The sequence below is a fragment of the Flavobacterium hydrophilum genome, from assembly GCF_003202405.1.
Lineage (GTDB): Bacteria > Bacteroidota > Bacteroidia > Flavobacteriales > Flavobacteriaceae > Flavobacterium > Flavobacterium hydrophilum.
On sequence record NZ_QJHL01000005.1, the window covers coordinates 323,648 to 348,196 of the forward strand.

General features: G+C 34.6%; 18 protein-coding genes and 2 tRNA genes. 6 read left to right on the forward strand and 14 right to left on the reverse strand.

Annotated features, from left to right (window positions below; genetic code table 11):
* Both DMB68_RS19660 and DMB68_RS19665 read left to right on the forward strand, forming a co-directional pair.
* Positions 1-1,074, forward strand: a complete 1,074-nt coding sequence (locus DMB68_RS19660) for a peptidylprolyl isomerase (RefSeq protein WP_110348340.1) — start codon at positions 1-3, stop codon at positions 1,072-1,074.
* 33 nt (positions 1,075-1,107) lie between these two features.
* On the forward strand, positions 1,108-2,244 hold the full coding sequence (locus tag DMB68_RS19665) for a peptidylprolyl isomerase (protein WP_110348341.1): 1,137 nt from the start codon (positions 1,108-1,110) through the stop codon (positions 2,242-2,244).
* A 70-nt stretch (positions 2,245-2,314) separates the two neighbouring features.
* Here DMB68_RS19665 and DMB68_RS19670 read toward each other — a convergent pair whose 3' ends face one another.
* The 8 genes from DMB68_RS19670 to DMB68_RS19705 all read right to left on the reverse strand — a co-directional run bounded on the left by DMB68_RS19670 (position 2,315) and on the right by DMB68_RS19705 (position 14,638).
* Positions 2,315-2,749, reverse strand: coding sequence for a PepSY-like domain-containing protein (locus DMB68_RS19670; RefSeq protein WP_110348342.1), 435 nt, complete (start codon positions 2,747-2,749; stop codon positions 2,315-2,317).
* A gap of 323 nt (positions 2,750-3,072) precedes the next feature.
* Positions 3,073-3,594: a DUF3347 domain-containing protein gene (locus DMB68_RS19675; protein WP_110348343.1), complete on the reverse strand. Its 522-nt coding sequence runs from the start codon at positions 3,592-3,594 to the stop codon at positions 3,073-3,075.
* The gene (locus tag DMB68_RS19680) at positions 3,591-6,032 is read right to left on the reverse strand and encodes a zinc-dependent metalloprotease (protein WP_110348344.1); all 2,442 of its coding nucleotides are present in this window, start codon (positions 6,030-6,032) and stop codon (positions 3,591-3,593) included. The genes DMB68_RS19675 and DMB68_RS19680 overlap by 4 nt, the downstream gene beginning before the upstream one ends.
* Before the next feature lie 5 nt (positions 6,033-6,037).
* Positions 6,038-7,462, reverse strand: a complete 1,425-nt coding sequence (locus DMB68_RS19685; RefSeq protein ID WP_110348345.1) for a RagB/SusD family nutrient uptake outer membrane protein — start codon at positions 7,460-7,462, stop codon at positions 6,038-6,040.
* A gap of 4 nt (positions 7,463-7,466) precedes the next feature.
* Complete coding sequence (locus DMB68_RS19690) at positions 7,467-11,105, reverse strand: SusC/RagA family TonB-linked outer membrane protein (RefSeq protein WP_110348346.1); 3,639 nt, start codon at positions 11,103-11,105, stop codon at positions 7,467-7,469.
* A gap of 133 nt (positions 11,106-11,238) precedes the next feature.
* Positions 11,239-12,378: a FecR family protein gene (locus DMB68_RS19695; RefSeq protein ID WP_110348347.1), complete on the reverse strand. Its 1,140-nt coding sequence runs from the start codon at positions 12,376-12,378 to the stop codon at positions 11,239-11,241.
* A 194-nt stretch (positions 12,379-12,572) separates the two neighbouring features.
* Complete coding sequence (locus DMB68_RS19700) at positions 12,573-13,142, reverse strand: RNA polymerase sigma factor (RefSeq protein ID WP_110348348.1); 570 nt, start codon at positions 13,140-13,142, stop codon at positions 12,573-12,575.
* A gap of 299 nt (positions 13,143-13,441) precedes the next feature.
* Positions 13,442-14,638, reverse strand: coding sequence for an outer membrane protein assembly factor BamB family protein (locus tag DMB68_RS19705; protein WP_110348349.1), 1,197 nt, complete (start codon positions 14,636-14,638; stop codon positions 13,442-13,444).
* A gap of 310 nt (positions 14,639-14,948) precedes the next feature.
* Between DMB68_RS19705 and DMB68_RS19710 the strand changes: the two genes are divergently transcribed.
* Positions 14,949-16,190: a DUF4419 domain-containing protein gene (locus DMB68_RS19710; protein WP_110348350.1), complete on the forward strand. Its 1,242-nt coding sequence runs from the start codon at positions 14,949-14,951 to the stop codon at positions 16,188-16,190.
* Between the two features lie 92 nt (positions 16,191-16,282).
* Here DMB68_RS19710 and DMB68_RS19715 read toward each other — a convergent pair whose 3' ends face one another.
* From DMB68_RS19715 to DMB68_RS19725, 3 genes are all read right to left on the reverse strand, one after another.
* Positions 16,283-17,047: a T9SS type A sorting domain-containing protein gene (locus tag DMB68_RS19715; protein ID WP_110348351.1), complete on the reverse strand. Its 765-nt coding sequence runs from the start codon at positions 17,045-17,047 to the stop codon at positions 16,283-16,285.
* A gap of 514 nt (positions 17,048-17,561) precedes the next feature.
* Positions 17,562-19,082, reverse strand: a complete 1,521-nt coding sequence (locus DMB68_RS19720) for a carbohydrate-binding domain-containing protein (RefSeq protein ID WP_196783712.1) — start codon at positions 19,080-19,082, stop codon at positions 17,562-17,564.
* A gap of 445 nt (positions 19,083-19,527) precedes the next feature.
* Entirely contained in the window at positions 19,528-19,944 is a 417-nt protein-coding gene (locus tag DMB68_RS19725; protein ID WP_110348352.1) for a hypothetical protein, read from the reverse strand.
* A gap of 187 nt (positions 19,945-20,131) precedes the next feature.
* Between DMB68_RS19725 and DMB68_RS19730 the strand changes: the two genes are divergently transcribed.
* Positions 20,132-20,482, forward strand: coding sequence for a VOC family protein (locus tag DMB68_RS19730; RefSeq protein ID WP_110348353.1), 351 nt, complete (start codon positions 20,132-20,134; stop codon positions 20,480-20,482).
* A 260-nt stretch (positions 20,483-20,742) separates the two neighbouring features.
* Here the strand turns inward: DMB68_RS19730 and DMB68_RS19735 are convergent, their stop codons facing one another.
* Positions 20,743-21,093 carry a winged helix-turn-helix transcriptional regulator gene (locus DMB68_RS19735; protein WP_110348405.1) on the reverse strand — a complete coding sequence of 117 codons (351 nt, stop codon included), beginning with the start codon at positions 21,091-21,093 and terminating at the stop codon, positions 20,743-20,745.
* 120 nt (positions 21,094-21,213) lie between these two features.
* Here DMB68_RS19735 and DMB68_RS19740 point away from each other — a divergent pair, with 120 nt between their 5' ends.
* Positions 21,214-21,969: an SDR family NAD(P)-dependent oxidoreductase gene (locus DMB68_RS19740; RefSeq protein ID WP_110348354.1), complete on the forward strand. Its 756-nt coding sequence runs from the start codon at positions 21,214-21,216 to the stop codon at positions 21,967-21,969.
* 257 nt (positions 21,970-22,226) lie between these two features.
* Here the strand turns inward: DMB68_RS19740 and DMB68_RS19745 are convergent.
* Together DMB68_RS19745 and DMB68_RS19750 are read right to left on the reverse strand one after the other, a co-directional pair.
* Positions 22,227-22,307, reverse strand: a tRNA-Tyr gene (locus DMB68_RS19745).
* Between the two features lie 78 nt (positions 22,308-22,385).
* A tRNA-Val gene (locus DMB68_RS19750) sits at positions 22,386-22,463 on the reverse strand.
* Positions 22,464-22,728: 265 nt separating this feature from the next.
* Here DMB68_RS19750 and DMB68_RS19755 point away from each other — a divergent pair.
* Positions 22,729-24,519: an ABC transporter ATP-binding protein gene (locus DMB68_RS19755; RefSeq protein WP_110348355.1), complete on the forward strand. Its 1,791-nt coding sequence runs from the start codon at positions 22,729-22,731 to the stop codon at positions 24,517-24,519.
* The last annotated feature ends 30 nt before the right edge of the window (positions 24,520-24,549 follow it).

Genomic DNA, 24,549 nt, shown 5'->3' on the forward strand with positions numbered 1-24,549 from the left:
ATGAAAAAGAGTATTCTATTATTACTATTAGCCGTTACCTCATTTTATTCCTGTAAAGACGAACACAGCAACCTGCCTGATGGTTTATATGCTGAAATAGAAACTAATAAAGGAAACATTATCGTAGAATTAGATTACAAAAAAGCACCTGTAACTGTTGCTAATTTTGTAACCTTAGCCGAAGGTAAAAATGAATTTGTTACTAATGAGAATCTTAAAAACAAACCTTTTTTTGACGGATTAAAATTTCACAGAGTTATTGAAAATTTCATGATCCAGACAGGAGATCCACTTGGAACAGGTTCAGGAGATACCGGTTATAAATTTAAAGACGAATTTAACGATTTAAAATTTGACAAAGCTGGTGTTTTGGCAATGGCCAACAACGGTCCGGGAACAAATAGCAGCCAGTTTTTTATTACACATGTCGAAACTCCCTGGTTAGACGGAAAACACACTATTTTTGGACACGTAGTTGAAAAAGGTCAGGAAGTAGTAAATCAGGTGAAACAAGATGATCAGTTAATTTCTATAAAAATAATCAGAAATGGTGAAGCTGCTAAAAAGTTTGATGCTGTAAAAGTTTTTCATGATTATTTTGCTGAAATTGCGAAAGAGCAAAGTAAATATGCCGGAGTACAAAAAGAAAAAACAGCATCTTTAGCTGCATTAAAAACTAAAGCAACAAAAACAAGCACAGGTTTAGAATATGTAATTACTGAAAAAGGAACAGGTAAAAAGCCTGCAACAGGAACTCAGGTATACATTAGTTACTCAGGTTTCTTAGAAGATGGAACTTTATTTGATTCAAGCTCACAAGATGTTTCAAAAACATTTGGAAAATTTATTCAGGAAAAAGCTGATGCTAATGGGTATCAGGCAATTCCATTTACTGCCGGAAGCAAACAAGGTTTAATTCCCGGATTTATTGAAGGGGTTGAGCAACTTTCATTTGGAGACAAAGCCGTTCTTTTTATTCCATCTCATTTAGCTTACGGAGAAACAGGAGCCGGTGGCGTTATTCCGCCAAATGCGAACATTATTTTCGAAATCCAATTATTAGAAAAGCCATAATAATACATTTTAAAACACATAATTTTAAAAATAATGAAATTTAAATTTTTATTTCTATTTTGTCTGGCAGTATTTAACATTCAGGCACAAACAACAAAAAAACCTGCTGCAAAACCAAAAGCAGCAACAACAAAAGGAACTACAAAAGCAGCGCCAAAAGCAAATCCTGCTGAAGGTATTTTTGCTACAATTTCAACCACAAAAGGCGATATTGTTTTGACTTTAGAATACGTAAAAGCTCCTGTAACTGTAGCGAATTTTATTTCTTTGGCAGAAGGTAAAAATCCTAATGTAAAAGTGGAAAAACTTAAAGGAAAACCATTTTATGACGGTTTAAAATTTCACAGGGTAATCAATGATTTCATGATTCAGGGAGGTGATCCTGACGGAAATGGTTCAGGTGGACCGGGATATTCTTTTAAAGATGAATTCGTAAAAGAATTAGTATTTGACAAAGGCGGAATTTTGGCAATGGCCAACTCCGGTCCTGCAACTAACGGAAGCCAGTTTTTTATCACTCATAAAGAAACTTCGTGGTTAAACGGAAAACATACTATTTTTGGACATGTGGTATCAGGAATGGATAATGTAAATAAAATTGTTCAGGATGATATCATGACAAAAATTACCATTACCCGTAAAGGTGCGGCTGCCAAAAAATTTGATGCTGTGAAAGTTTTAGCAGAGGACGCTAAAAAAGATGAAGCCAAAAAATTAGAATCTCAAAAAGTAGTTAAAGATAAAGCAGCTTATTTTACAGCCACAAAAGCAAAAGCGACTGCTACCGCATCTGGTTTAAAATATGTAATTACGCAAAAAGGAACCGGTACAAAAGGAGCTGATGGTTCTACAATCTATTTTCATTATGCAGGCTATTTTGAAGATGGAAATCTTTTTGACAGTAGTATGTCAAATGTAGAAAAAGCATACGGAAAATATAATCCTGCCAGAGACTCACAAGGCGGATACAAAGCATTCCCTTTTACTGTAGGAAAAAAAGACGGCATGATTCCGGGGTTTATTGAAGCCCTTGATATGATGACAGACGGAGATAAAGCAATTTTCTTTCTTCCTTCAAATTTAGCTTATGGTGAAGCTGGTGCGGGTGGTGTAATTCCGCCAAATGCTACTTTGGTTTTTGAAATTGAAACCTATAGTAAGCAACCTTAAAAATTACTTATAAACTATTCATAAAACAAAAACTCCATTAGAAATAATGGAGTTTTTTTGCTTTATATACCTATTTCTTATCACCTTTTATAAATTTTCCTTCCTTTGTAAATTCCAAATCAATTTTGTTTGTTAAATCCACATCAAGATCTTTGTGCCCATAATCGATGTGAGTAATTTTTTCATTTGGATAGTTCTTCGCTACATAATCTTTTACGGATTTGGGTATAAATGCGGTGGGAATTGGTTTTCCATCTCCGTCAACTTCGCGGTAAGAACCATCCTTCCAGAATTCTACCTCAGTACCATCCTTCAGCTTTACCTCATATCCTTTTTCGCCATGTTCAGCATCCTTTTTAACGATATCAATTGAAGTGTTGCTGAAATGTTTTTTTAAGAACTCCTGTGCAGGTTTTGGCAATTCTGTAACTTCTATTTTCTTCTGCGCGTTCGTCGATATTGCTAAACCAAGTAATAAAGCGACTGTGAATATTTTCGTTTTCATATTTATTGTATTAAAAGTTTTACAATCACTAATTTACAATAAGAAAAAACACATTCAAACCAATTTAAGAAACCTTTAGTTTTTTTTACATAAATGACAATCTTCTAAACTATTATTCAAAACAAACATTAATTTATGAATTGAAATATCACTATAAAAAAATGTGCTCGTTAATTTTAATAAGAAACATTAAAAAAAGAAATGCCAAAAAAGAATCAATGCAAAAAATTGTGGCAAAAATTATTATCCAATTTTTCATGCTTACTATAAAAGACAAATACGGCTCTTATTCAGAATACCGTATTTATCAACTAATTCAATCTTTATAGACTTGCTTTTACTTCACCGCAAGTCAGCATATTTTTTGGATAGTAGGGGTTCTTGATTTCTTTGCTATCACTTGTCCATACAGCTCCTGTCATTGGGCAGACCTGAAGATATAATATAGCATCATCCGCTTTAAACTTTGGAGCTAAATCCCAAAATTTAACCGAAAGGTCCTGAACAATTTTTCGCTGTTTATTGATATTTTTCGTTGCAGTAACTTCAGTAGCAAGATCTACAATTTCATTTCTTTTTGTAGTAGCCTCGTTCATTTGTTCAAGGCTTAGTTTTTTAAATTTAAAGTTTTTTAAGGAGCTCTTCAACGCATCTGCATTTTTAACAACAGCAAGACTGTCTGAAATTATAAGACTGTTTTTTAAAGCCAGGTAATTTTTTGTAATTTCTTTTTTCAGTGCTTCACGCTTTTCTACCAACTCCGGAGCCACTTCTTCTTTTGATTTCAATTGGGCATTCCCCAAAGCGCTTAAGCAGATTAATGCTATAACTAATATTCTTTTCATATATCTGTTTTATTTAGTTTTGAAATAATTTTGTCCATTTCGATCAAAATACTTTCGAAATGATCTTTGTTAATCCCTGTTGCTGTATTTTTTAACTTTGTAACATCTGTTTTTAATTTTAAAAGATGCTGCTTTCCGTATAATCTCACATCACTGCGTTGTGCCGCATTTAAGGCTTTACCCGGTTCTGTTTCTTTAGGTAATAACAGCATTCCTATTTTCTCAATATAACCTCGCTGCAAACTTCTTCTGTAAAAATCACGTTTTTCATCACCGCTAAAGTTTATCCATACGGTTTGACCCAAATCGTTTAAAAATTCAGGAACTGTATAAGCTCCTTCAGACTCCATCGTTTTAAGGCTGATATTGTAAAGCATACCCGAACTTAAAAGCATATTTAATATCTGATTTTGCTGATCTGCTATTTGATCTGCTGTTTTTAAAGGAATAAGTTCATCAATTTCCTTAGGGTACATCCAAAGAGGCGCTTCAAACAATTGTCTTCCTACATATCCGATAGCTGCTTTTACCTTTGCTTTTGGAATAGGTTTGTATACAATTGCTTTTTCGTCAACCGTTCTTTTGGTTACATAATTATTACCAATATATTTCAGCACATGATACAAATACCTTGAATATTGTGCTACAACTGCTTTATGCATATCCGATAAATTATCATAAGCATCGTTAGGCTGATAGGTCCATGAAATAAGGTTTGGTACTACACGCTTTAAATTTTTTATTCCGTAATCACTTGCCAATACTGCATCGTCACCAAGATCTTCTGTCTGGCTTCGGGGATCTTCTTCTTTTCCTTCGCCTCCAAACCATAATTTAGGATTAACTGTCAAACTATCAGTAGTCATTTTGCTCAGGATATTTTCTTCCTCGAACTCATCTTTCGCATTTGGAAGATAGCCATACCCCCACTTAATTGCCCATTTGTCATACATTCCGATACGTGGGTAAATTCCCGCCGGACCAATATTGTCTTCCGGCTGTGCAACGTAGTTGAAACGTGCATAATCCATTATAGAAACGGTATGACCATTGGCTTCTACCCATTTTTTATCTCTTAATTTTTCTACCGGAGTAGCACTGCTTGCTCCCATATTGTGGCGTAAACCAATCGTATGTCCAATTTCGTGAGAAGAAACAAAACGGATTAATTGTCCCATTAATTCATCATCCAAATGCATTTTTCTGGCTTTCGGATCTAAAGGTCCTGCCTGAATCATGTACCATCTTTGAACTAATTTCATCACATTATGGTACCAACCTACATGACTCTCAATAATTTCACCGCTTCTTGGGTCACTCACACGTGGTCCGTAAGCATTAGGCGTCTCAGAAGCATAATATCTTACGACAGAATATCGTGCATCTTCCAAACTCATTGTTTTATCATCTTCCGGCCATTCTTTACCGACAATTGCATTTTTAAAACCGGCTGCTTCAAAAGCTTTTTGCCAATCGTTGATTCCAGCAATCAGATAAGGCCTCCATTTTTTTGGTGTTGCCGGATCGATGTAATAGACGATTTGTTTTTTGGGTTCAACCAATTCGCCTCTTAGGTATTTCTTAACGTCTTTATCTTTTGGTTCCAGACGATAACGCTGAACAATGTATTTTGCCTTAGCACGTTGTTCATCATCATCAAATAAAACATATTTATTGGCAAAATACCCCACTCTTTCATCCGCAAAACGTTTGCGCATCGGCGTTTTTGGAAGCAATACAATTGAAGTATTAAATCTTAGTGTTACACCTCCGCTGCTAGCTGTGGAACTTGTATACGTTTTTGTCGTTTTTATTTCAATATTTATAGGATATACATCTATACCTTCGATAAAAGATTTATCATCAGAAAGAGTCGTTAGTTTTTTCTCTGTCTTCTCTTTGCTTTCCAAAGAAAACATCGCATTGTCTTTTTTGAACGTATCTGTTACCTCAATAACAACATCCCCATTATCAGGGTTGGTTGTTTTTATTGGGAAAGCGGCAACAATCGGATTTTCATTACTGCCGGCTAATGCTCTTGCCAGCATCGAATCTGCATTGCGTACATCCTGTTTGTACTGCAATGACCTTAAGTACACATTATTGTTCGATCCTTTTTCAAAGTAAATAGTCTGTTCATTGGCTTTTTCGCCTCCAAAACTTCCAAAGCCTTCCGGAGTAGAAAGATACCGGGTTACGACCAGCATATATCTGTTAAACAAACTATCCGGAATCTGAAAATAATATTTCGTATCGACCTGGCTAATCGTAAAAAGACCTGTTTTACTTTTAGCCTTATCAGTTATTACCTTGTTGTAAGCCTGTACGCCTTTTGGCTGCGTACTGGTACTATCTGCTTTTTTTTCTGTCGGATTTTGAGAAAAACCATGCTGCTGCGTGGCCAACAGCATGATTAATATTATAAATATTTTCTTCATCAGGATTAAAATGGAACTTTTTCGTCTGTATTTAAGGTAAGTTTTGGATTTTTCATTAATGCTGTTAAAGGAAACGGCACAATGTACAGTCTCGAGTTTGGCAGCAAGGTATATGTTTTTTGCGGAACGGTTTTGTTAACGATTGGAAATACTCTTGTAATCGTTTTTGCATATTCCGTTTCAGTATTTAATCGTTTAAGATCAAAGAAACGATTAAAACCTAGAAGTAATTCTTTTCTTCGCTCGTTTATAACAAGCTCCATAGTTTCTTTTCGGGTAGCCGGAACAGGTAAATTTACAGTACCTGATAAAATACGTTTTGCTCTTAATGTATTTAAAACATCTACAGCTTCAGTCAATTTATCTTCTCTGGCATAACATTCTGCCAGCATCAAATATACTTCAGTCGTTTTCATTCCAACAGTAGGATAGAAGAATTTCGTGTATACAGTTCCCCAATACGCCGTATTTGAGCCCTGATCCAAATTGGTTGTACTGGTAGTGTTGAAAAATAAATTAAAGCGTGCATCATTTGTACCAAACAAAGTTCTCAACTCCGGACTTATTATATAAAGTTGACCAAAATTCATTTCATTATAACCATTCATATACATGTAGCTAAGCACTTCTATATTATTTGCCGCTGGTACAGGTACTACATTTGGTCCTCCCTGTGCATTATAAGCTACCATATCAAATATTTTATTATTATAGCTTAGCGATTTTTCTGCAGCTTCTTTTGCTTTGGTAATTTCGCGTTTAAACAAGTGTACTTTGGCTTTAAATGCATAAGCGAATGCGAGTGAAGGATGATAAACATCAAGCGGTTTTTCCTGTAAATATGGGAGTGCATCCTCGATATCTTTTTGAATAAAATCGTATACCTGCGCCACTGTTGATTTTGATGGTTGAGCTTCTAAATCAAATTTATCCATGATACAAATACCTCCATCAGAAGCGGCAGTTTGCGGATCATACCCTTTTGCGTAGTGATTTACTAACAAAAAGTGATCGTATGCCCTGTAAATTTTGGCCTCTGCTTTTGCTAATTGTTTGGTACTTGCTTCTCCTTTACTATCATCCACCAGTGAAATAATGGTATTCCATCTGTTAATATATGTGTAAGCCTGATTGTAAAAGCTGGAACCTGTCATTAAGGAAACCCTGTCTACACTTTCATCAAAAGTAAAATTAATTGTATTGATATTAGGAGTTACTCCTATTACATTTGATTCTTTCATCCATTGATCATCTACCAGATATTGAAAGTTCGTGATTGGATATCCTCTTCCCGGCAAGGATACCATTTCGTGAAATTGACCGGCAGTCTCTACTACCAGAGCTCCTTTTGGGGTAAGATCTGTATATTCTTCGCAGGATACTGCAGTAAGCATAATCAGCGACAGGATTGTAATATGTAAATGTTTCATTTTTTTAAAGGGTTAAATTAAAACCAAATAAGTATGTTTTAGGCAATGGTAAATTACGTATGCCTGAGTTAGAAGAATAAACTTCCGGATCAATACGATTACCAGCCGCACTCCAATACCAAATATTATTTACCTGAAAAGTAAATTTCGCCGATTCCATTTTTATTCTGTTTGCAAAAGTTTTTGGCAAATTATAACCTAACGAAATGTTTCTAAGTTTAATGTAATCACCATCTACAACATTTGCATTTGAGTTTCTCCATTGGCTGCTGATGGTTCCGGCATAACTTCTGAGATTATCTGCAAAATCTACAAGTAAACGCGTGTTGCCATTTTGCTGGGTATCTGTGTAACGATCTGTAATACCTGAAAGATTTACATCATCTGTACTCATATCAATAGTTTCCCTGCGCATTACATTTCCGCCTGAGAAAACAAATAACATATTCAAATCAAATTGTCTGTATGAAAATCGCTGTGATAAAGAACCTGTATAAGTTGGTGTTAAACTTCCCATATTTACCAAAGCCTCAGGATTAGTAATTGTTTTTATACTGGTCGATATTGGATTCCCATTAGCATCAAAAGTAATTGACGGATTTCCGTTTTCATCCAGAACATAAGGATATCCATTAACCGTACCCCCATATTTGTAAGCGTACAAACTATTGAATACCTCTCCTTCAAAAAAGTAATTGGTTGGAGAACTAACGTATACCGAAGCAGACGATTGCGCTCTGGTAACTTTGTCTACCGTAGTTTTATTAAAGCCAAAAACTACATTAGAATTAATTCGGAAATTACCGTTGTTGTACCATTGGGAACCAACACTAAATTCGATTCCTTTATTTAGCAAAGCCCCGGCATTAATTCTTCTGCTTGTTGCACCAACAGTAGGATCTAAATCAGTTGTCGCTAATAAATCACTGCTGTATTTACGATAAACATCTATACTACCGGTTAGCTTATTTCCTAATAAGGTATAATCTAAACCTAAATTGGTCGTTTGTGTTTTTTCCCATCTTAACATTGGATTAGGCTGTCCCGTGATATTGATATATTGTAAAGACTGATATAAATTATCGTTTCTTCTTGTGGCAGTTACATAAGGTGTTGTACTTTGATCTATATTTCCGCTTACTCCATAAGTAGCTCTAAACTTAAGCATGTTGACCCATTTTACTTCTTTCATAAAGTCTTCGTTGCTGACATTCCAGCCCAAACCTGCCGACCACAACGGGCGGTTTTTATACTTAGAATCTACTCCAAACAAATCTGCCCTGTCAACACGGTAGCTTCCTGTTACATTATATTTTGACAGAAAAGTATAGCCTGCAGTACTGAAAACTGAAAAATAATGATGTAAAACTTCATCCTGTTTTCTTCCTAAGGCTGCTAAAGTGGCGTTATTTCCATAGATATAACTAGCAACACCGGTTTGGCTAAGTGCAAGATTATTCAATACCGCAGAGGTAAGCGTAACGGGATCATAGCCATATCGTAACTGTTCAATACCTCTTGGAACGAAAGTTTCGCGCATTTCAAAACCCACTATAGCATTAACAGAGTGTCTGCCTTCACTAAAGTCCTGACTAAAATCTAATTGATTTCTAAAAGAATAATTGCTTGCCTGACTGCTCCATTGTTTGAAACGGCCTCCAGTAGAAAAACCATCCACGTAGGTGTAGGCATTCGTAGTGGGATTATAACCCGTTAAGGCATTAATTGCATAACGCATTCTATAGGAGTCTACAGCATAATACTGATCGTTATCATTTTTTCTTAGCTCATACTGAAATTGTGTATTCAGACTTAAGCCTTTCCATATCTTGGCACGCAGGTTTGTAAAAGCTCTCAGGCTTAGCGAATTTTCATTTGTAATACCTTCCTGAAGCGCATCCAGCACATTAAAATTTACTGATTTAAAGCCGCTTAAACTATTTATTTTTGCAGCCATAGCAGGGTTAAGAACACTGCTGCCCGTAAAACCATCTCTAATACCTACAAACTGAGAGTTTACAAGATCTCCATTATCATCGGTAATACGCTCGTATCTTTTTTGGATATTATAATTACCCAAATCAAAATCAGTAACATCATCATTGCTATATGTTGCGTTTACTCCAAAAGTTGCATTTAGCCAGTTGTTTACCTGAAAACTGCTTTTGGCATAAAGATTAAACTCACGGCTTTCGTTATTTTTGATTCTGTTTTTTGAATCGTCATAATTTAATGACACATACGTATTTTGTTTAGAAGTACTGCCTGAAAAAGCAATATTGTAACGCTGTCTAAATTCATTTTGCCAAACGTTATCACGATAATCTTTTATGTAATCGTTCTTTCTCCATTGGGCAATAGTACTGCTGTAATCTGAATTACTTATTTTTCCATCCTCCAGATCTCTGTTCAGTTGATATAGTGGGCTATAATATTTTGGGCTGCTGCTTCCAATGTCTCCATAAGCATTGAACATAGTAGCTGTATTGGCAAATCTGCCTCTCTCTCTGTCATATACAGCCTGCTCAAAATCAATAATATCAATGGTAGAAGCATAATTCATGTCCTTTATATTTGGCTTCGTAGCAATAAAGAAATCCGAGTTTATACTTACTTTTAATTTACCATTTCCTTTTTTCGTAGTTAGAACAATGATTCCGTTTGCTGCTCTTGCACCATAGATCGATCCTGCTGCTGCATCTTTAAGAACATTTACACTTTCAATATCATAAGGATTAATTTCGTCAAGAGTCAATTCGGTTGGCAAACCATCTATTACCACAAGCGGACTATAACCTACCTCTCCAACAGAAAAAGTACCTATACCTCTTAATATTGGCGTATCTGTTGAAGCTCCGGTTGGATTTTTCTGAAACATCAGACCTGCCACACGACCTTCAAGAGCACTGGCTAAGTTGGTGTTGATGTTTTCGTTTAATACTTTTTCATCGACTTTAGTAATTGCTCCGGTAGAATGCGTTCTGGTAAGCGTCTGAAAACCGGTCACCACAACTTCTTTCATAGCAGATACTTTATCTTCAACGATTAAAGTCAATGGATTACGGCCAGCTACTGAAAAAGATTTTTTCTCAATAGTTAATCCGGAACACTCAATAATACAATGCGCAGACACATTATCAAAAGAAAAACTTCCGTCAAAATCAGTTACGGCGTGTCTGTTTGTTCCTGTGATATTAACATTCACCCCCGGAAAAGGCTCGTTTTTACTATTTAGTACTTTTCCTTTTAGGGTTGTTAGTTCGTTTCCCAGGTGTTCCTCTTTTGAAGCAGTTACAACAATGGTCTGATTGGTAAGCGTATATTTTAAATTCTGATCTTTAAAAATTTGATTTAAAGTTTCTTTTAAAGTAGAATTTTTAACATTGATCGTTACAGGGCTCGAATCTTTTAGCAATTTCTGAGTATAGAAAACTTCGAAATCTGCCTGTTTTGCCACTTCTTTAAGGACTGTTTCAAGCGGTGCATTCTTAAAATTGATGGTAACATTCTGTGCCTGGCTCGAAAAACTGCAAAGCAGCATAACCAAAACACTCAACATCAATGCGTAATTAGAAAAATCTAGTCCCGGGATTTTTTTCCTGAGTTTTTTGTAAGGTTTTTTTGGTTGTAAATTAAATTTCATACATTTACATTTAGTTATAGTTAAACAATAGTGGACAACTTATATTGGCTATAAACCTATTAACAACCAGAAGCATTGCAACTGCCTCTGGTTTTTTAGTTTATAATCTCAACATAATTCGGTAAACTTAAAATCAGGGATATACAATAATCGTTTTTCCTTCGACCTTAAATTTTATATTACTAAGCTCAAGTACTTTTAATACTTCAGACAAATTTTTATTCATAAATGTGCCTCCGTTAAATCTCACATCCGATACATCGCCACGGTATTCAACTTTAATCCCGTACCAGCGCTCCAGTTGCTTCATTACAGATTTCAGATCGGCATTATCAAATTTAAAACGGCCATTTTTCCAGGCTACAGCTGCTTCGGTATCTACTTTTCGAATTACAATCTTATTTAAATTATCAGCTACATTCGATTGTTGTCCCGGTTTTAAAATCGCTTTTTGATTTTTATAAGTAATAGCAACACTTCCTTCTAACAAAGTGGTTTTTATAACTGATTCATTATTATAAGCATGTACGTTAAAATGCGTTCCAAGGACTTCAATAGACTGATTTGCTGATTTAACTATAAAAGGTTTATCCTTATTTTTAGCCACTTCAAAATAAGCCTCCCCTTCTAACTCAACCATTCTTTGATCTCCATTAAAACGGGTCGGATATTTAATAGACGAAACCGTATTAAGATACACTTTGGTTCCATCTGCCAGAACAATGTTGTATTGTCCCCCTGTTGGTGTCGAAAGTGTATTGAATGCATTAGCATCTTCTTTTGAAACCTCAGCATCCGGGTTTATTGTGTAGGTAATCACTCCGTTTGCATCCATCTTAATGGTTACTTCCTCTTTTTCGCCTTCTTTGGCAATAGTATCTTTTGCCGAAATATCAGACAGCACAATTTGCTTTCCGTTCGAAAGTGTCAAAATTCCTCTCGTTCCTCCCGGTGCGATTTCTTTGGGTTTTTCAACAAACTGAGGAATTTGCTCTTTTGGTTTTGTGAAATAAAATATTCCCGCACCCAGTAACAAAGCTATTGATGCTGCCACAGCTACACGCGGCCAAAGACTGATTACTTTTGTTTCCTTGTATAATGGCAATTTTGATTTTAAAGATTCATAACTGTCTTCAAGTTCATACTCGTTAAGCTGTATATTACTGTTAGAAGCTTTGTATAAATACCACGCATCCAGTTTATCCTTATCTGCATCAGATAAAGCACCTTCCCGGTATTTTTGCAGCAACGCTAAGATTTGAGTTTTATCCATAATTACAACACGATATTTTTTCTTTTTTTAAGTAAGACAGTCAGAAATAACTTTTGTCATAGACGATCACAAAAAAAAATTAAAAAAATATTATTATATCATTAAGAAATTCCCGTGAATGCTATTTTTTATTTACCAATCAGAAGATTATCAGTAAATTTTATCACAGAAATTAACAAAAACAGTACTATAATTTACCAAATAAAAACACCCAATAAGGATTTGAGTTTTTCCCGTAGTATTTTCAGCGAATTATAGACTTGCTGTTTCGCTGTCTTATCTGTAATGTTTAACTGAAGTGCAATTTCATCGTATGACAGTTCTTCTACCTTTCGTAAAAGAAAAACTTCGCGCATTTTTTCCGGAAGTAAAGCCACTTCTTTTGCTATAATGGCTTCTAATTCTTTTTCCCTGAGATTAGAATCTGCAAAGACATAATCGTTCTCAATGAAATTCGAAATGGAATCTGCATAGCGGGAAACCACTTTTTCGTGGGCGATATGATTTAGTATTCTGTTTTTTGTGGCTTTGTATAAATAAGAAGAAAGAGAGCCTGTAAGTATCAATTCATAACGTTTGTTCCAAATAGATAAGAATACTTCCTGAACAGCATCGTTTGCTTCATCCTGATTACCGAGCATTCTATAAGCATGATTGACCAGGACTCTGGAATATCTTTCGAAAATTTCTGTATACGCCAGTTGATCATCCTCTTTAAGAAGATTTACTAAAATATGATCAGCATATTTGCTATAAACAGACATGAATTAAAAAAGATGAAGAATCTAAAACGCAATATTAATCATTTTTTATGTTAAAAACTACCAAGGTGATGCGGTTAAAAAAGTACATCTTATTTTCGCAAAACAGATTTTAACAGAAGCAAACATAAATCAAAAAAAATAACCTTATTAATTTGACTAATCTTCAATATGGATAATATCACTAGTTGTAATACTTTGAAATCCGCAATTATGCCAATTACGAATTCTCCAAATCTTTCTTTTATAAAAAAGTGGCATCAAAAAAAAAGCTGTATCATTATTGAAACAGCTTCTTTTTTTTATCGAATTATTTTTAGATACGCACTATAAATATTGTCCAGAATCGATGTTCTCATATACATGACGTTTTCATCTTTTTCTGCTAATTCATATTGAATTAAACCCGCATCACAATAATAATATAAGGAATCGCCTTCGGGAAATTCAAGATTTGAAATAGGCATGGTTGTTAATTTTGTTTCGAATAACATTTCGCCATTTAAGTCTAATTGAAAAAGTTTTCCCTTTTTTGTATATCCCCATATATTATCATCCTGCTCAGTCATGTATTCGATACTGTCTTCTTTAAAATCAGTTTTCCATATCCGGGTTCCGGTTTTTGAATCAACAGCATAAATAGAAGAACCTGTTGTGCCTTGTGTTCCAAAATAGACTTTGTTGTCTTTGCAGAATATTCTTTCCCGGATATTACTTTGATTTTCTTCTAATTTAAATTGCCATAAAACATCCAGTTTATCCGGACTTAAGGCATAAAGTACATCTTTTTCGCTTGCTGCAAATACATTTTCGCCATCTGTTACCGGTTTTCCGGTCATGGTCTGCTCAAAGCTTTTTTGGCTAAGGACTTTTCCTGTTGCACCATCAAAACTATAGAAATTAGCTCCGCTTGGCGTAAAAACTTTGTTTCCAAAAGACAGCACCGGAATATCATTATTTACAAGATCCAGTTTGTATTTCCATGCTAAACTGCCGTCTTTTAAATTAAGGGCATAAATAGTCTGGTTTTGTGCCGTTACATACAGTTTGCCGTTACTAATAACCGGAACCTGATCTTTTAATATGATCTGATCTTTACTGTCCCCTAATCTTGATTTCCAAAAAATAGTTCCGTCCTGATTGTCAATTGCGAAAATTTCACCGTTGATAAAAGGTGCATATACAACTCCGTCCTGCAGCGTTATTTTATTTCCACACATCGGAGTATGGGCATCTGTTGCTTTTACAGTCCACACAATAGTTTCAGATTCTAAATCATAAGAAAAAAGGTTACCATCGTAATCATAAATCAGGATGGAAGCCAGATCTAACGGAATTTTTGCAAGTGCCTTTATGCTTTTATTAGTAACCATATCATTAAGAGGCAAAACTTCAGCAGCAACTGGATTAGTTTTCTCCGGTTCTGATGTAGTTGTCACTTGCGCAAAGACATTTATAACAGTAAATACAAATAAAAGAGTTATGAGTTTCTTTTTCATTTTAAATTTGGGTTTTATAATTTGATTTGGGCAATTATTTGAAGCAAAAAAATTTTGATTCCCGAAACAACAATCTTTATGCCAAATATAGTGAAAATTTATTCGGGTGTTTTTAAGCAACAAGTCTTTAGGTTGTAAACTGTTTTTTTAAAGAAAATAAGTTTCCGAAATTGTTTTAATACCATTCGAAAAAATAAATAATTGTAGTAAAAATATTCTTTATATTCGCTCAACGCGCTAGATGTAATGGCTCTAATTTGGAACTAAAAACCTAAAATATCATTATAGTAACCAACTATTAATTCAATAAATGAGAAAAAAATATATTGTATTTTTATTACTTGCCCTTTCTAAACTAAACGCACAAGTCAAAATAGTTTGTGATGATGTTAAATTAGCCAGTAAGCCGTTACCCGAAGTCTCTTATGTAAAAGCAATTGAAACCAGAATAGGAGGGAAATTTGAAGCTTGTGAATTTAAACTCAGAAATGATTTATTTGTCGAGACCGAAATACATCCATTTGTTGAGTGTCTATATATTGCTTACGCAGATCACCGACGAATAAGTATAAGCCCGGATATGATCTGGCTGCTGATATGCCAGGGTTTTTCTACACATGTCAACATCAATTCCGAAAAATTAAGGGCAAAATTTGTGGCATTCGACGATAAAAAAAAATTAACAGTTGATACTCAGCCCATCAGTACAGAGTTTAAAAAAGGAAGTATCAATTCGCCATGGCCATTAGCTTTTCCCGTTATGGCAGATTCAATTTCTAAATATATCAAATCTGATATACATAATCTATATGTACAATCATTTAGCACTACAACAGCTGTGGAGAAAGCTGCTTACGAAGTAGCCTTATTAAATGTAATGAGTGGTTATTTCGAATACGAATACGCTTCAGCATGTGGTATCCCTGAAATAAACATTGAAGGAAAAAAAGAAGATTGGCTAAAAATTAAAAAAAACATAAAAAGATTTAAAGGATACGAGATCGATAATTGGATAAACTCAATTGAACCCATTATTCAGCAATTTATCAATGCAAGTGATAACAAAATAGATCACAAATTTTGGTCAAACATATTTAAAAGAAAAGATGAAAGCGGTGGTCCATATATAACTGGCTGGATTATTAAGTTTTTCCCTTATGTTAGTGATGGAAATCAAAAAATGATTAACAATCCTTTCATAGAAAGAGAGCCGGAAAAATTTATGGAAGGACTGACAACTAATCAATTTAACAACGGGCTTTCTAAAGCTGATTTTATTTGGAATTATTTTGGAAAGAAATATGAAATGCAATTTTTAGCCGGGTTTATCGGAATAAAACAAGATAAAAAATCAGTAACTCTAAGACCGGAAATTGGCTGGTTAGTTAAAGATAAAAAGCAGCTCATTGAAACAAAGAAACCCGGCGAAATAAAAGAAAAAAGCCGTGAATCCAATAAAAATTATCCAACCAATTGGAAAATATATTTATCAATCCTGACTGGCATATTATCATTGGGACTTATACTATTTTATAAATTCAGAAAAAAATAAACAATCTGTTTTAACACCTATCGCTAAATATCAAAAAAGGCTTTAAGTTATGTAAAACTTAAAGCCTTTTTAAAATCCTTATTAGAGAAGATTTAATTTTTTATAAACTTTCCCGACTTATTATCCAGTTTGTAAATGTAGACACCATTTTGAAAGGCACTAACATCTACTTTAATTTCTTCTTCTGTATGATTTTCTTCTAATATTTTTTTACCATTTGCAGAAAATATTTGTAAAACTGAAGCTTTACCAGTACTGTTCGCATTTGAAATAGTAATCATATTGTTGCTTGGATTCGGAAATACAAAAGCTTTTTTCGTCAAAATATCCTGTTGCTCAGTTGACAATGTTCCTGTTAGTCCGTATACATCGTATTCGTATGAATTTGTAACAGGATTTTCAAGTGAACCTGAAACAATCATTTTATAATTGTTCGAATTATCTCTAACTATTCCAGCATAATATTTGTCCGGAAAACTTTGAAGAAGAACTCCTGTATCATTGCATAAGTATATTTTCTGAGTATTGTTCTTGTATGATTTATACAAAAATTCAATTTGACCGTCATTATTGAAAAGTTTATCTGTTACGAAAATAAATTCAGAAAGAAAATGCCCCGAATCTAACGGAATTGTAAAAGAAGTTTCAAGTACATGAGATTGGTTGTAAATTTCGACCGTGTTTGTCTCTCTGTCAAAAGTATAATATTTTAACCCGTTAGCTGAATTAAACCCAACAACGTCTTTCATGCTTGATTTTTGTATATCAGTACTGTAAGTATGTTCAAAAGTTGCTTGTGAATAAGAATAGGAGTAAATAAAAAGATTGGATAATAATAAAAAAGTAATTTTTTTCATGAATTGAAATGATATAATTGCCTACTTTCAGTTTTTTAAAGTCGCTGTTTCAGTTTTCCGACTTAGCATCAACCTTTAACCTATACATTAATAACCAACATCTTGCTGAAATTTTCGATTTTATTTGATAAAAACCTCCTGCAGATATCTTTTTTTTCTAATGATCAGTCTTAGTTTTGCTTCGACGAATGTAAGAAAAGTATTTTGAATTTTAAATCACAATTTGGTGCTTTTTCAAAGTCATTTAGTCCGGTAATTTTCATGCGTCATTTCGAGTTATTTTTAATAATAATGCGATAGCTTTATAATTAAAAATTGTATCGAGAAGCTTTTTAATTATAAAGTCCCTTTAATTTAGTGACGTTGTGTACTCGTTGAAAACTGACCGGAGTATGACTTTAAACAATCATACATTTATAAACAAAAAACAAATCCATACCTGATTAGGTATGGACTTGTACTACTAATTACTAATATTCAAAAATTTATTTATTGGATTACATCGCTTATAGTATTACCTCCCCGGACCGGTACTCCCTCCTATTTTTGTCACCATAGATGTCAACGTAAAACTTGAAGATACCGTAGAATTACTAAATGTTCCTCCCAAATATAATCCGTTAAAATCCGAAGCGTTAGTTACCGCAGAAACCGTAACCAATTTATAGGTTTTGCCCGAACTAAATTTACTGCCGGACAAAAGTAATGTTGTAAAACTCACAGGTGATTTAAACGTCATTACCTCTGCGTTATCACTATCTAATACGCTAAATATAGTTCCCGCATTTCCGCTTCCCAAAATAGCAGAAGCCTGTGTAGATACGCTGGCAGTCGGTGAGCTGGTAGCTCCTCCGGCACCAATCAAAAGCCCTCCAGTAATTTTGAACGTATTATTATCGCAATCAAAACCTTCTTCCGGGCTTTTGGCTCCTGTAGAAAAGATTCTTCCGCCGGTAATAGTCAGTGTACCATTAGAATCGATACCATCATTTGTTGTACTATAGACAACAATAGTTCCCCCATTGATATAAATGGCATCTGCGGCATTGATGGCATCATCGACAGCCTTGATATAAATAGTGCCGTCATTGATTGTCAGTTTACTTTTGCTCTCGATTCCTTCACCGCCTTCACCAGTTGTAGTGATCGTAATGGTGCCTCCATTAATTACAACATAGGGATCAATCGTATCGTCTGTGTCGTATGAAGCCACTATTCCGTCATCGGCAACAGTAGCGGTGATCGTTCCACCATTGATAATGATATGTCCCTCTTCTGCTTCGATCCCGTCACTGGACGCAGTAATGCTCAGAGTACCTCCATCAATATAAACCCCATCATTGGTATGAATACCATCTGAAGAAGCTTTCGTTATAGTAATCGTTCCGCTTTGTACACGCACATAATCATCTGCAGCAATACCATGTTTATTATTACCTATAATATTAAGTATCCCGGTACCTGAAAAAATAAGTTGTCCTTCGCTAAAAAAGGTTCCCTTTTGGTCTTCTGTAGAAGTAGCATACGTTACTCCGTCCTCTAATGTGTTTGTTCCGCTCAATACAACAAAAGCACGCTTACCGGACTGGATATTGACTGCCGATCCATCATTGTTTTTGATAGACACGCCATTAAGTGTAAGCTTATATTTTTTGTCGCTGTAGATTTTGAGCATCCCATCTGTGGTACTGCCGGAAACTTCATAAGCTACTCCGGCAACTGTAGAAGTAACGGTAACATCTGCTCCGGAAGTAGTAACGGTTACTCCCGTTACCGCATTTTCTATCGTTGCACTAGTGCCGCTAAATGTTATTTTTACTGTAGAAGCAAAGGTTGAATTGGCCAGTATATCCTCCTCGTTTGCTCCGGTCTCAGATGATCCTTCTGCTGTTCCCTTCGCATCCGTTGCACTAATTGTAACAGGTTCAGTAGTTGTAACATTGGTTTCTTCCTCATTACTATCGTTATCTTTTGAACAGGATAAGGTAAGAATGCCTAAAAACAGACTGAAATAGAAATATCTTTTTGTTTTCATAGTATTTGATATTAATAAAGTTAGTAATCGCAAAATGTTCAATTTTTATCAAAACAAACTGCTATACCATAATGCTCTTATAAAGTAATAGTTGCAATACTATGCATATTCAGGAACTCCAACAATAAATTGAGGTGAACGTACATTTTTTTGTGGTAAAAAGAAATTATTAGCTTAAATCCAGCTTCATTTGATGCACGTCTGCGATGAGTACCTGCTTACATTTTTGAACTCAATCAAGCATTTACCACGCAGCTCCAATAAGGATAATCCTCTCATATAAAAGTACCGGTCTCGCACTCCCTTAGAAATTAGTTTATATTTGAAATGATTTGCTTCGCCTGTTCGTCATCGGCTCTTGTGGCAAATCCGAAAACAAGGTTTAATTAGATCTTTTAAATAAAAAAAAACCGCCAAATAGCGGTTTTTTACACATAATAATGTTTTATCTTGTTCTGTATATATACTTATAAAGTAGTTCATCATTGCTGTATTCCAAACATTCAATATAGCCTTTTTTTCTCTCGTAGGTGTGTTTTGAAATTAATCCAATGTTTAAATTCATATAAATGCTGACAAATTTACCATTTTCAAATGTCACCGGACTTTGAGTATAATAGCCTTTACTGAATTCGTATGTCAATAATTTTGTCTTTTTTTCATAATACAAACGGCTATCATCTGTTGTATACAATGCACTATTTGTTATTTCCTCCCAAGTGCCTGCATTATTATAATATGTTTTTGTTTCAATTATTTTAAAACTAAACGATTTATCTTCTGTATACTGCTCGTCACTATCACTACTGCAGCTAATTAACGTACTTATCGCAATAAATGCGCATAGTATTGCTTTTCTCATATTTCTGTTTTTTATTTTTTAACAAGTATACTAATAATAATCATAATTGATAAAGTTGAAACGAATTGTTTTTAAGGAATAATCCGCCTTTGAACGGGTTAGTTTGTTTCTTATTTGGCAAATCCAAAAACAGAGTTTAATTTAGTCCCAGACAATAAACAGCAAAACTCAAAAACAAAAGTATAAAATGGAAATACGTTTATTGGTTTTAAGAACAGGAGACACAAAAAAACTATCCGATTTTTACAGCCTGTTCGGATTGACTTTTGAGTACCACCAACACGGAAATTCGCCATTTCATTACAGTGCGACTATCGGAAAAACAGTTTTAGAAATTTATCCTTTAACCAAAAGCCAGACCAAAGCAGACGAAAACCTAAGATTAGGATTCGGAATTGACAACTTCGAAGCAACAATTCAAAAATTAACAGCTTTAGAAGTCGTGTTTGCATTGCCTCCTACACAAACAGAGTTTGGATTCATGGCCGTAATTGAAGATTTTGAGGAAAGGAAAATTGAGTTGTATAAAAATAGCTAGTTGAAATGTGTAATTTAAAAAATCAACAACTGAATTATCTGTTTTTTATGAGTTGACAATCATCTGGTGCTCTGTGACGAGTACAACTTAGATTTTTAAACTAAATAAAGCGTTTGAATGCGGCTTTTGAGATAATTGCGTATGTAAAAAATAGCTTTATAAGAATTCTATTTTAATAAACCGTACAAACGCTACAATTCATCTTTTAAATTAAGCAAGTACTCGTTGAGCAATGTGCGGCTACTGAATAATTCTGACGGCTATTTTCCAATAATTTTTCTTCTATGAGTTTGTCCCCACTCTGATAGATTGTTTATAATGATTTGTAATGTTTTACCATGTTCTGTAAGTTCATATTGAACACTTATGGGTTGTGTATCCAAAACAGTACGGTTGACTATTTTATTTACTTCCAATTCTTTCAGTTCTTTGCTCAGCATTTTATTGGAAATACCCACAACATCATGTAAAATATCTGAAAATCTTCTCTTGTTATAATAACAAATTGAAGATATTATTGGTATTTTCCATTTACCACTTAGCACATCCATCGAATCTTGAATTGCTATTAAGTTTTTCTTATTCTCTTGTAAACACTGAACTTTTCCCATACTGTTGGTTACTTTTAGGTTACTTGATTCCCTGAATGATACAATTACTTTCCGATACAAAGTTACAAAAGTATACTTTCACTTTCTAACTTTGCAGCTCACAAATTAAAAAAGTAAAAAATGAGTAAATTAAAAAACAAAGTTGCTGTAGTTACAGGAGCATCAAAAGGAATAGGCGCATCAATAGCCAAATATCTTGCAAAAGAAGGTGCAAGTGTAGTCGTAAACTATGCATCAAGTAAAGAAGATGCAGAGCAAGTAGTTAAAGTGATTACTGACAATAGTGGTAATGCTATTGCAGTTCAAGGCGATGTATCCAAAAAAGCAGATGTGATAAGACTGTTTACAGAAACAAAAAATGCTTTTGGGACATTAGATATTTTGGTGAACAATGCGGGTATCTATCAATTTGAGTCAATTGAGCATTTTACTGAAGATTCGTTTCACCAGCAATTTAATATTAACGTGTTAGGTTCATTGTTGACCATTCATGAATCTTTAAAACTATTTGGCAAAACAGGCGGTAACATAATTAACATAAGTTCAGGTGCTAGTAATACGCCAATGCCAAACGGTGCTGCATATTCAGCAACAAAGGCTGCTTTAGATGCTATTACGATTTCATTATCCAAAGAATTTGCAGGAAAGAATATTCGTATCAACTCTGTTTTACCCGGAATTGTAGAAACAGAAGGTTATCATACAGTGGGAATGGCAGGAAGCGAAGCAGAAACTTTTATGATTTCCAAAACACCACTTGGAAGATCAGGTAAACCTGAAGACATTGCAAAAGTGGTAGCATTTCTTGCCTCTGATGATTCATACTGGATAAATGGGGAAAAAATTTCTGTAATGGGAGGACTTTACGGGATTTAAAAACAAAATTATTTATTCTTGTATTTATCCATTTCAAAATGATAGCCTGCGAAAATAAATAAATTATATAAATCCTACCTCCATTTATCTTATAAATACTTATTGAACTACTGCCAAAATGGATTAGTTGAAAGTTTAGGATTCAGTAAAAGATTAGATAATCTAAGAAAATCTTAATCCATAAAACAATAAAATCCATGAGTTTAGGGAATAAAAAAACTCCAGAATCGCAAGACTTTGGAGTTTTTGGTAATTTGTGGGGAGAGCAGGATTCGAACCTGCGAAGTTCACACAGCAGATTTACAGTCTGCCCTCGTTGGCCGCTTGAGTATCTCCCCAAATTTGAGTTTGAATCTACAATCCGTCAACACTGGAAAAATCGTAAAAAAAACTCCTTAATTTCTTAAGGAGTTTCTTGGTGGGCGATGAGGGGTTCGAACCCCCGACCCCCTCGGTGTAAACGAGGTGCTCTGAACCAGCTGAGCTAATCGCCCTATTTTACTAGGCTGCTATCATTTTGTGATTGCGAGTGCAAATATACACCTAGATTTTGTAATTGCAAGCCTTTTTGACAAAAAAATAAAAAGAAAATTTGCTGATAGTTTTAGAAAGCTATTTTTCAGCTTCTTAAAAACAAAATAAAATCCATCGATAGCTTAAGATTGAGTTAAAAAACGAATTTTGAAAGGCTAATTTAAATTATTCTTTTGTATTCACTTGCTATAGTCATACATTTGCATACCTTAATTGTATACTCAAATGGCAAGATTTCAGGAAAATGATTTACCGAAAGCTAAATTAGACTCTAACTCCCTTCAAAAAGCAATCCGAATTTTTAAATATGCTAAAAACCACAAATGGAAATTTTTCCTCGGCCTGGTTTTCTTATTATTAACCAGCGCCACTGCCCTCGCCTTTCCTAAATTAATGGGAATGTTGGTCGATTGTGTTACAAATAAAGATCTTGATAAAGCGAATGAGATTGCAATCGCTCTTATGGGAATTCTGGTTTTACAGGCCATATTCTCGTTTTTCAGAATTTCTCTTTTCGTCAACTTTACTGAAAACTCCTTATCGAATATTCGTTTTGCCCTGTATGAGAATTTAATCAAACTTCCAATGTCGTTTTATTCCCAAAAACGTGTTGGGGAACTGAACAGCCGAATCAGCGCTGATATTTCACAATTACAGGACACTTTTACCACAACAATTGCCGAATTTTTACGTCAGTTTATTTTAATCATTGGAGGATTTGTAATCTTAGGAAGCATCAGTCCAAAATTGACTTTGATGATGCTGGCCATCGTTCCGGTTGTAGCTGTTGCTGCTGTTATATTTGGAAGGTTTATTCGTAAGTACGGAAAAAAAACACAGGACAAAGTAGCCGAAAGTCAGGTTATTGTGGAAGAAACGTTACAGGGAATCAGCAACGTAAAAGCGTTTGCCAACGAATGGTACGAAATTCAGCGTTATAAAAACAAAATCAGAGAAATTGTAAAAATCGCTATCAAAGGCGGTCAGTACCGAGGATATTTTGCTTCCTTTATCATTTTATGCCTTTTCGGATGTGTGGTTGCCGTTGTCTGGTACGGAATTACCTTAACCATAAAAGGTGAAGTTGAAGGTGTGGGTGATTTGATTTCGTTTGTACTTTATACAACCTTTATTGGTGCCTCTTTTGGAGGAATAGCCGAAATGTATGCTCAGATCCAAAAAGCAGTAGGAGCCACAGAACGTGTTTTTGAATTACTGGAAGAAGCTCCGGAAGCCATCAATGCAAACCCGAAGACTTCAGCTGTAGAAAAAATAAAAGGAAACGTCGCTTTTAAAAATGTGGCTTTCAGTTATCCGTCAAGAAAAGAAGTTCAGGTATTAAAAGATGTAAATTTCAATGCCGAATTTGGTCAGAAGATTGCTCTTGTCGGACCAAGTGGTGCCGGAAAATCGACTATTTCTTCTTTATTATTACGTTTTTACGATATTACATCAGGAGAAATTCTGGTTGATGGAAAAAACATTTATGATTACGATTTAGAGAATCTTCGCGGAAACATGAGTATTGTTCCTCAGGACGTTATTTTATTTGGAGGAACGATTAGAGAAAATATAGCTTACGGAAAACCGGATGCTTCTGATGAAGAAATAATGCTGGCTGCGAAACAGGCCAATGCCTTGAATTTTGTGGAAGGTTTCCCGGAAAAATTCGAGACTTTGGTTGGAGAACGCGGTGTAAAATTATCTGGAGGTCAGCGCCAAAGAATTGCAATTGCAAGAGCTTTATTAAAAAATCCGAGTATTTTAATTTTGGATGAAGCAACTTCTTCTTTAGACAGTGAAAGTGAAAAATTAGTTCAGGAAGCACTGGAAGTTTTAATGGAAGGAAGAACCAGCATTATTATCGCACACCGTCTTTCGACCATTAGAAATGCTGATAAAATTTTAGTTTTGGATAACGGAAAAATTACTGAAGAAGGAACACACCAGGAATTGATAAATCTTGAAAACGGAATTTATAAAAACCTGAGCAATCTGCAGTTTAGCAATTCTTAAAAACTTTTAGAATCAATAATTTAAATGCAA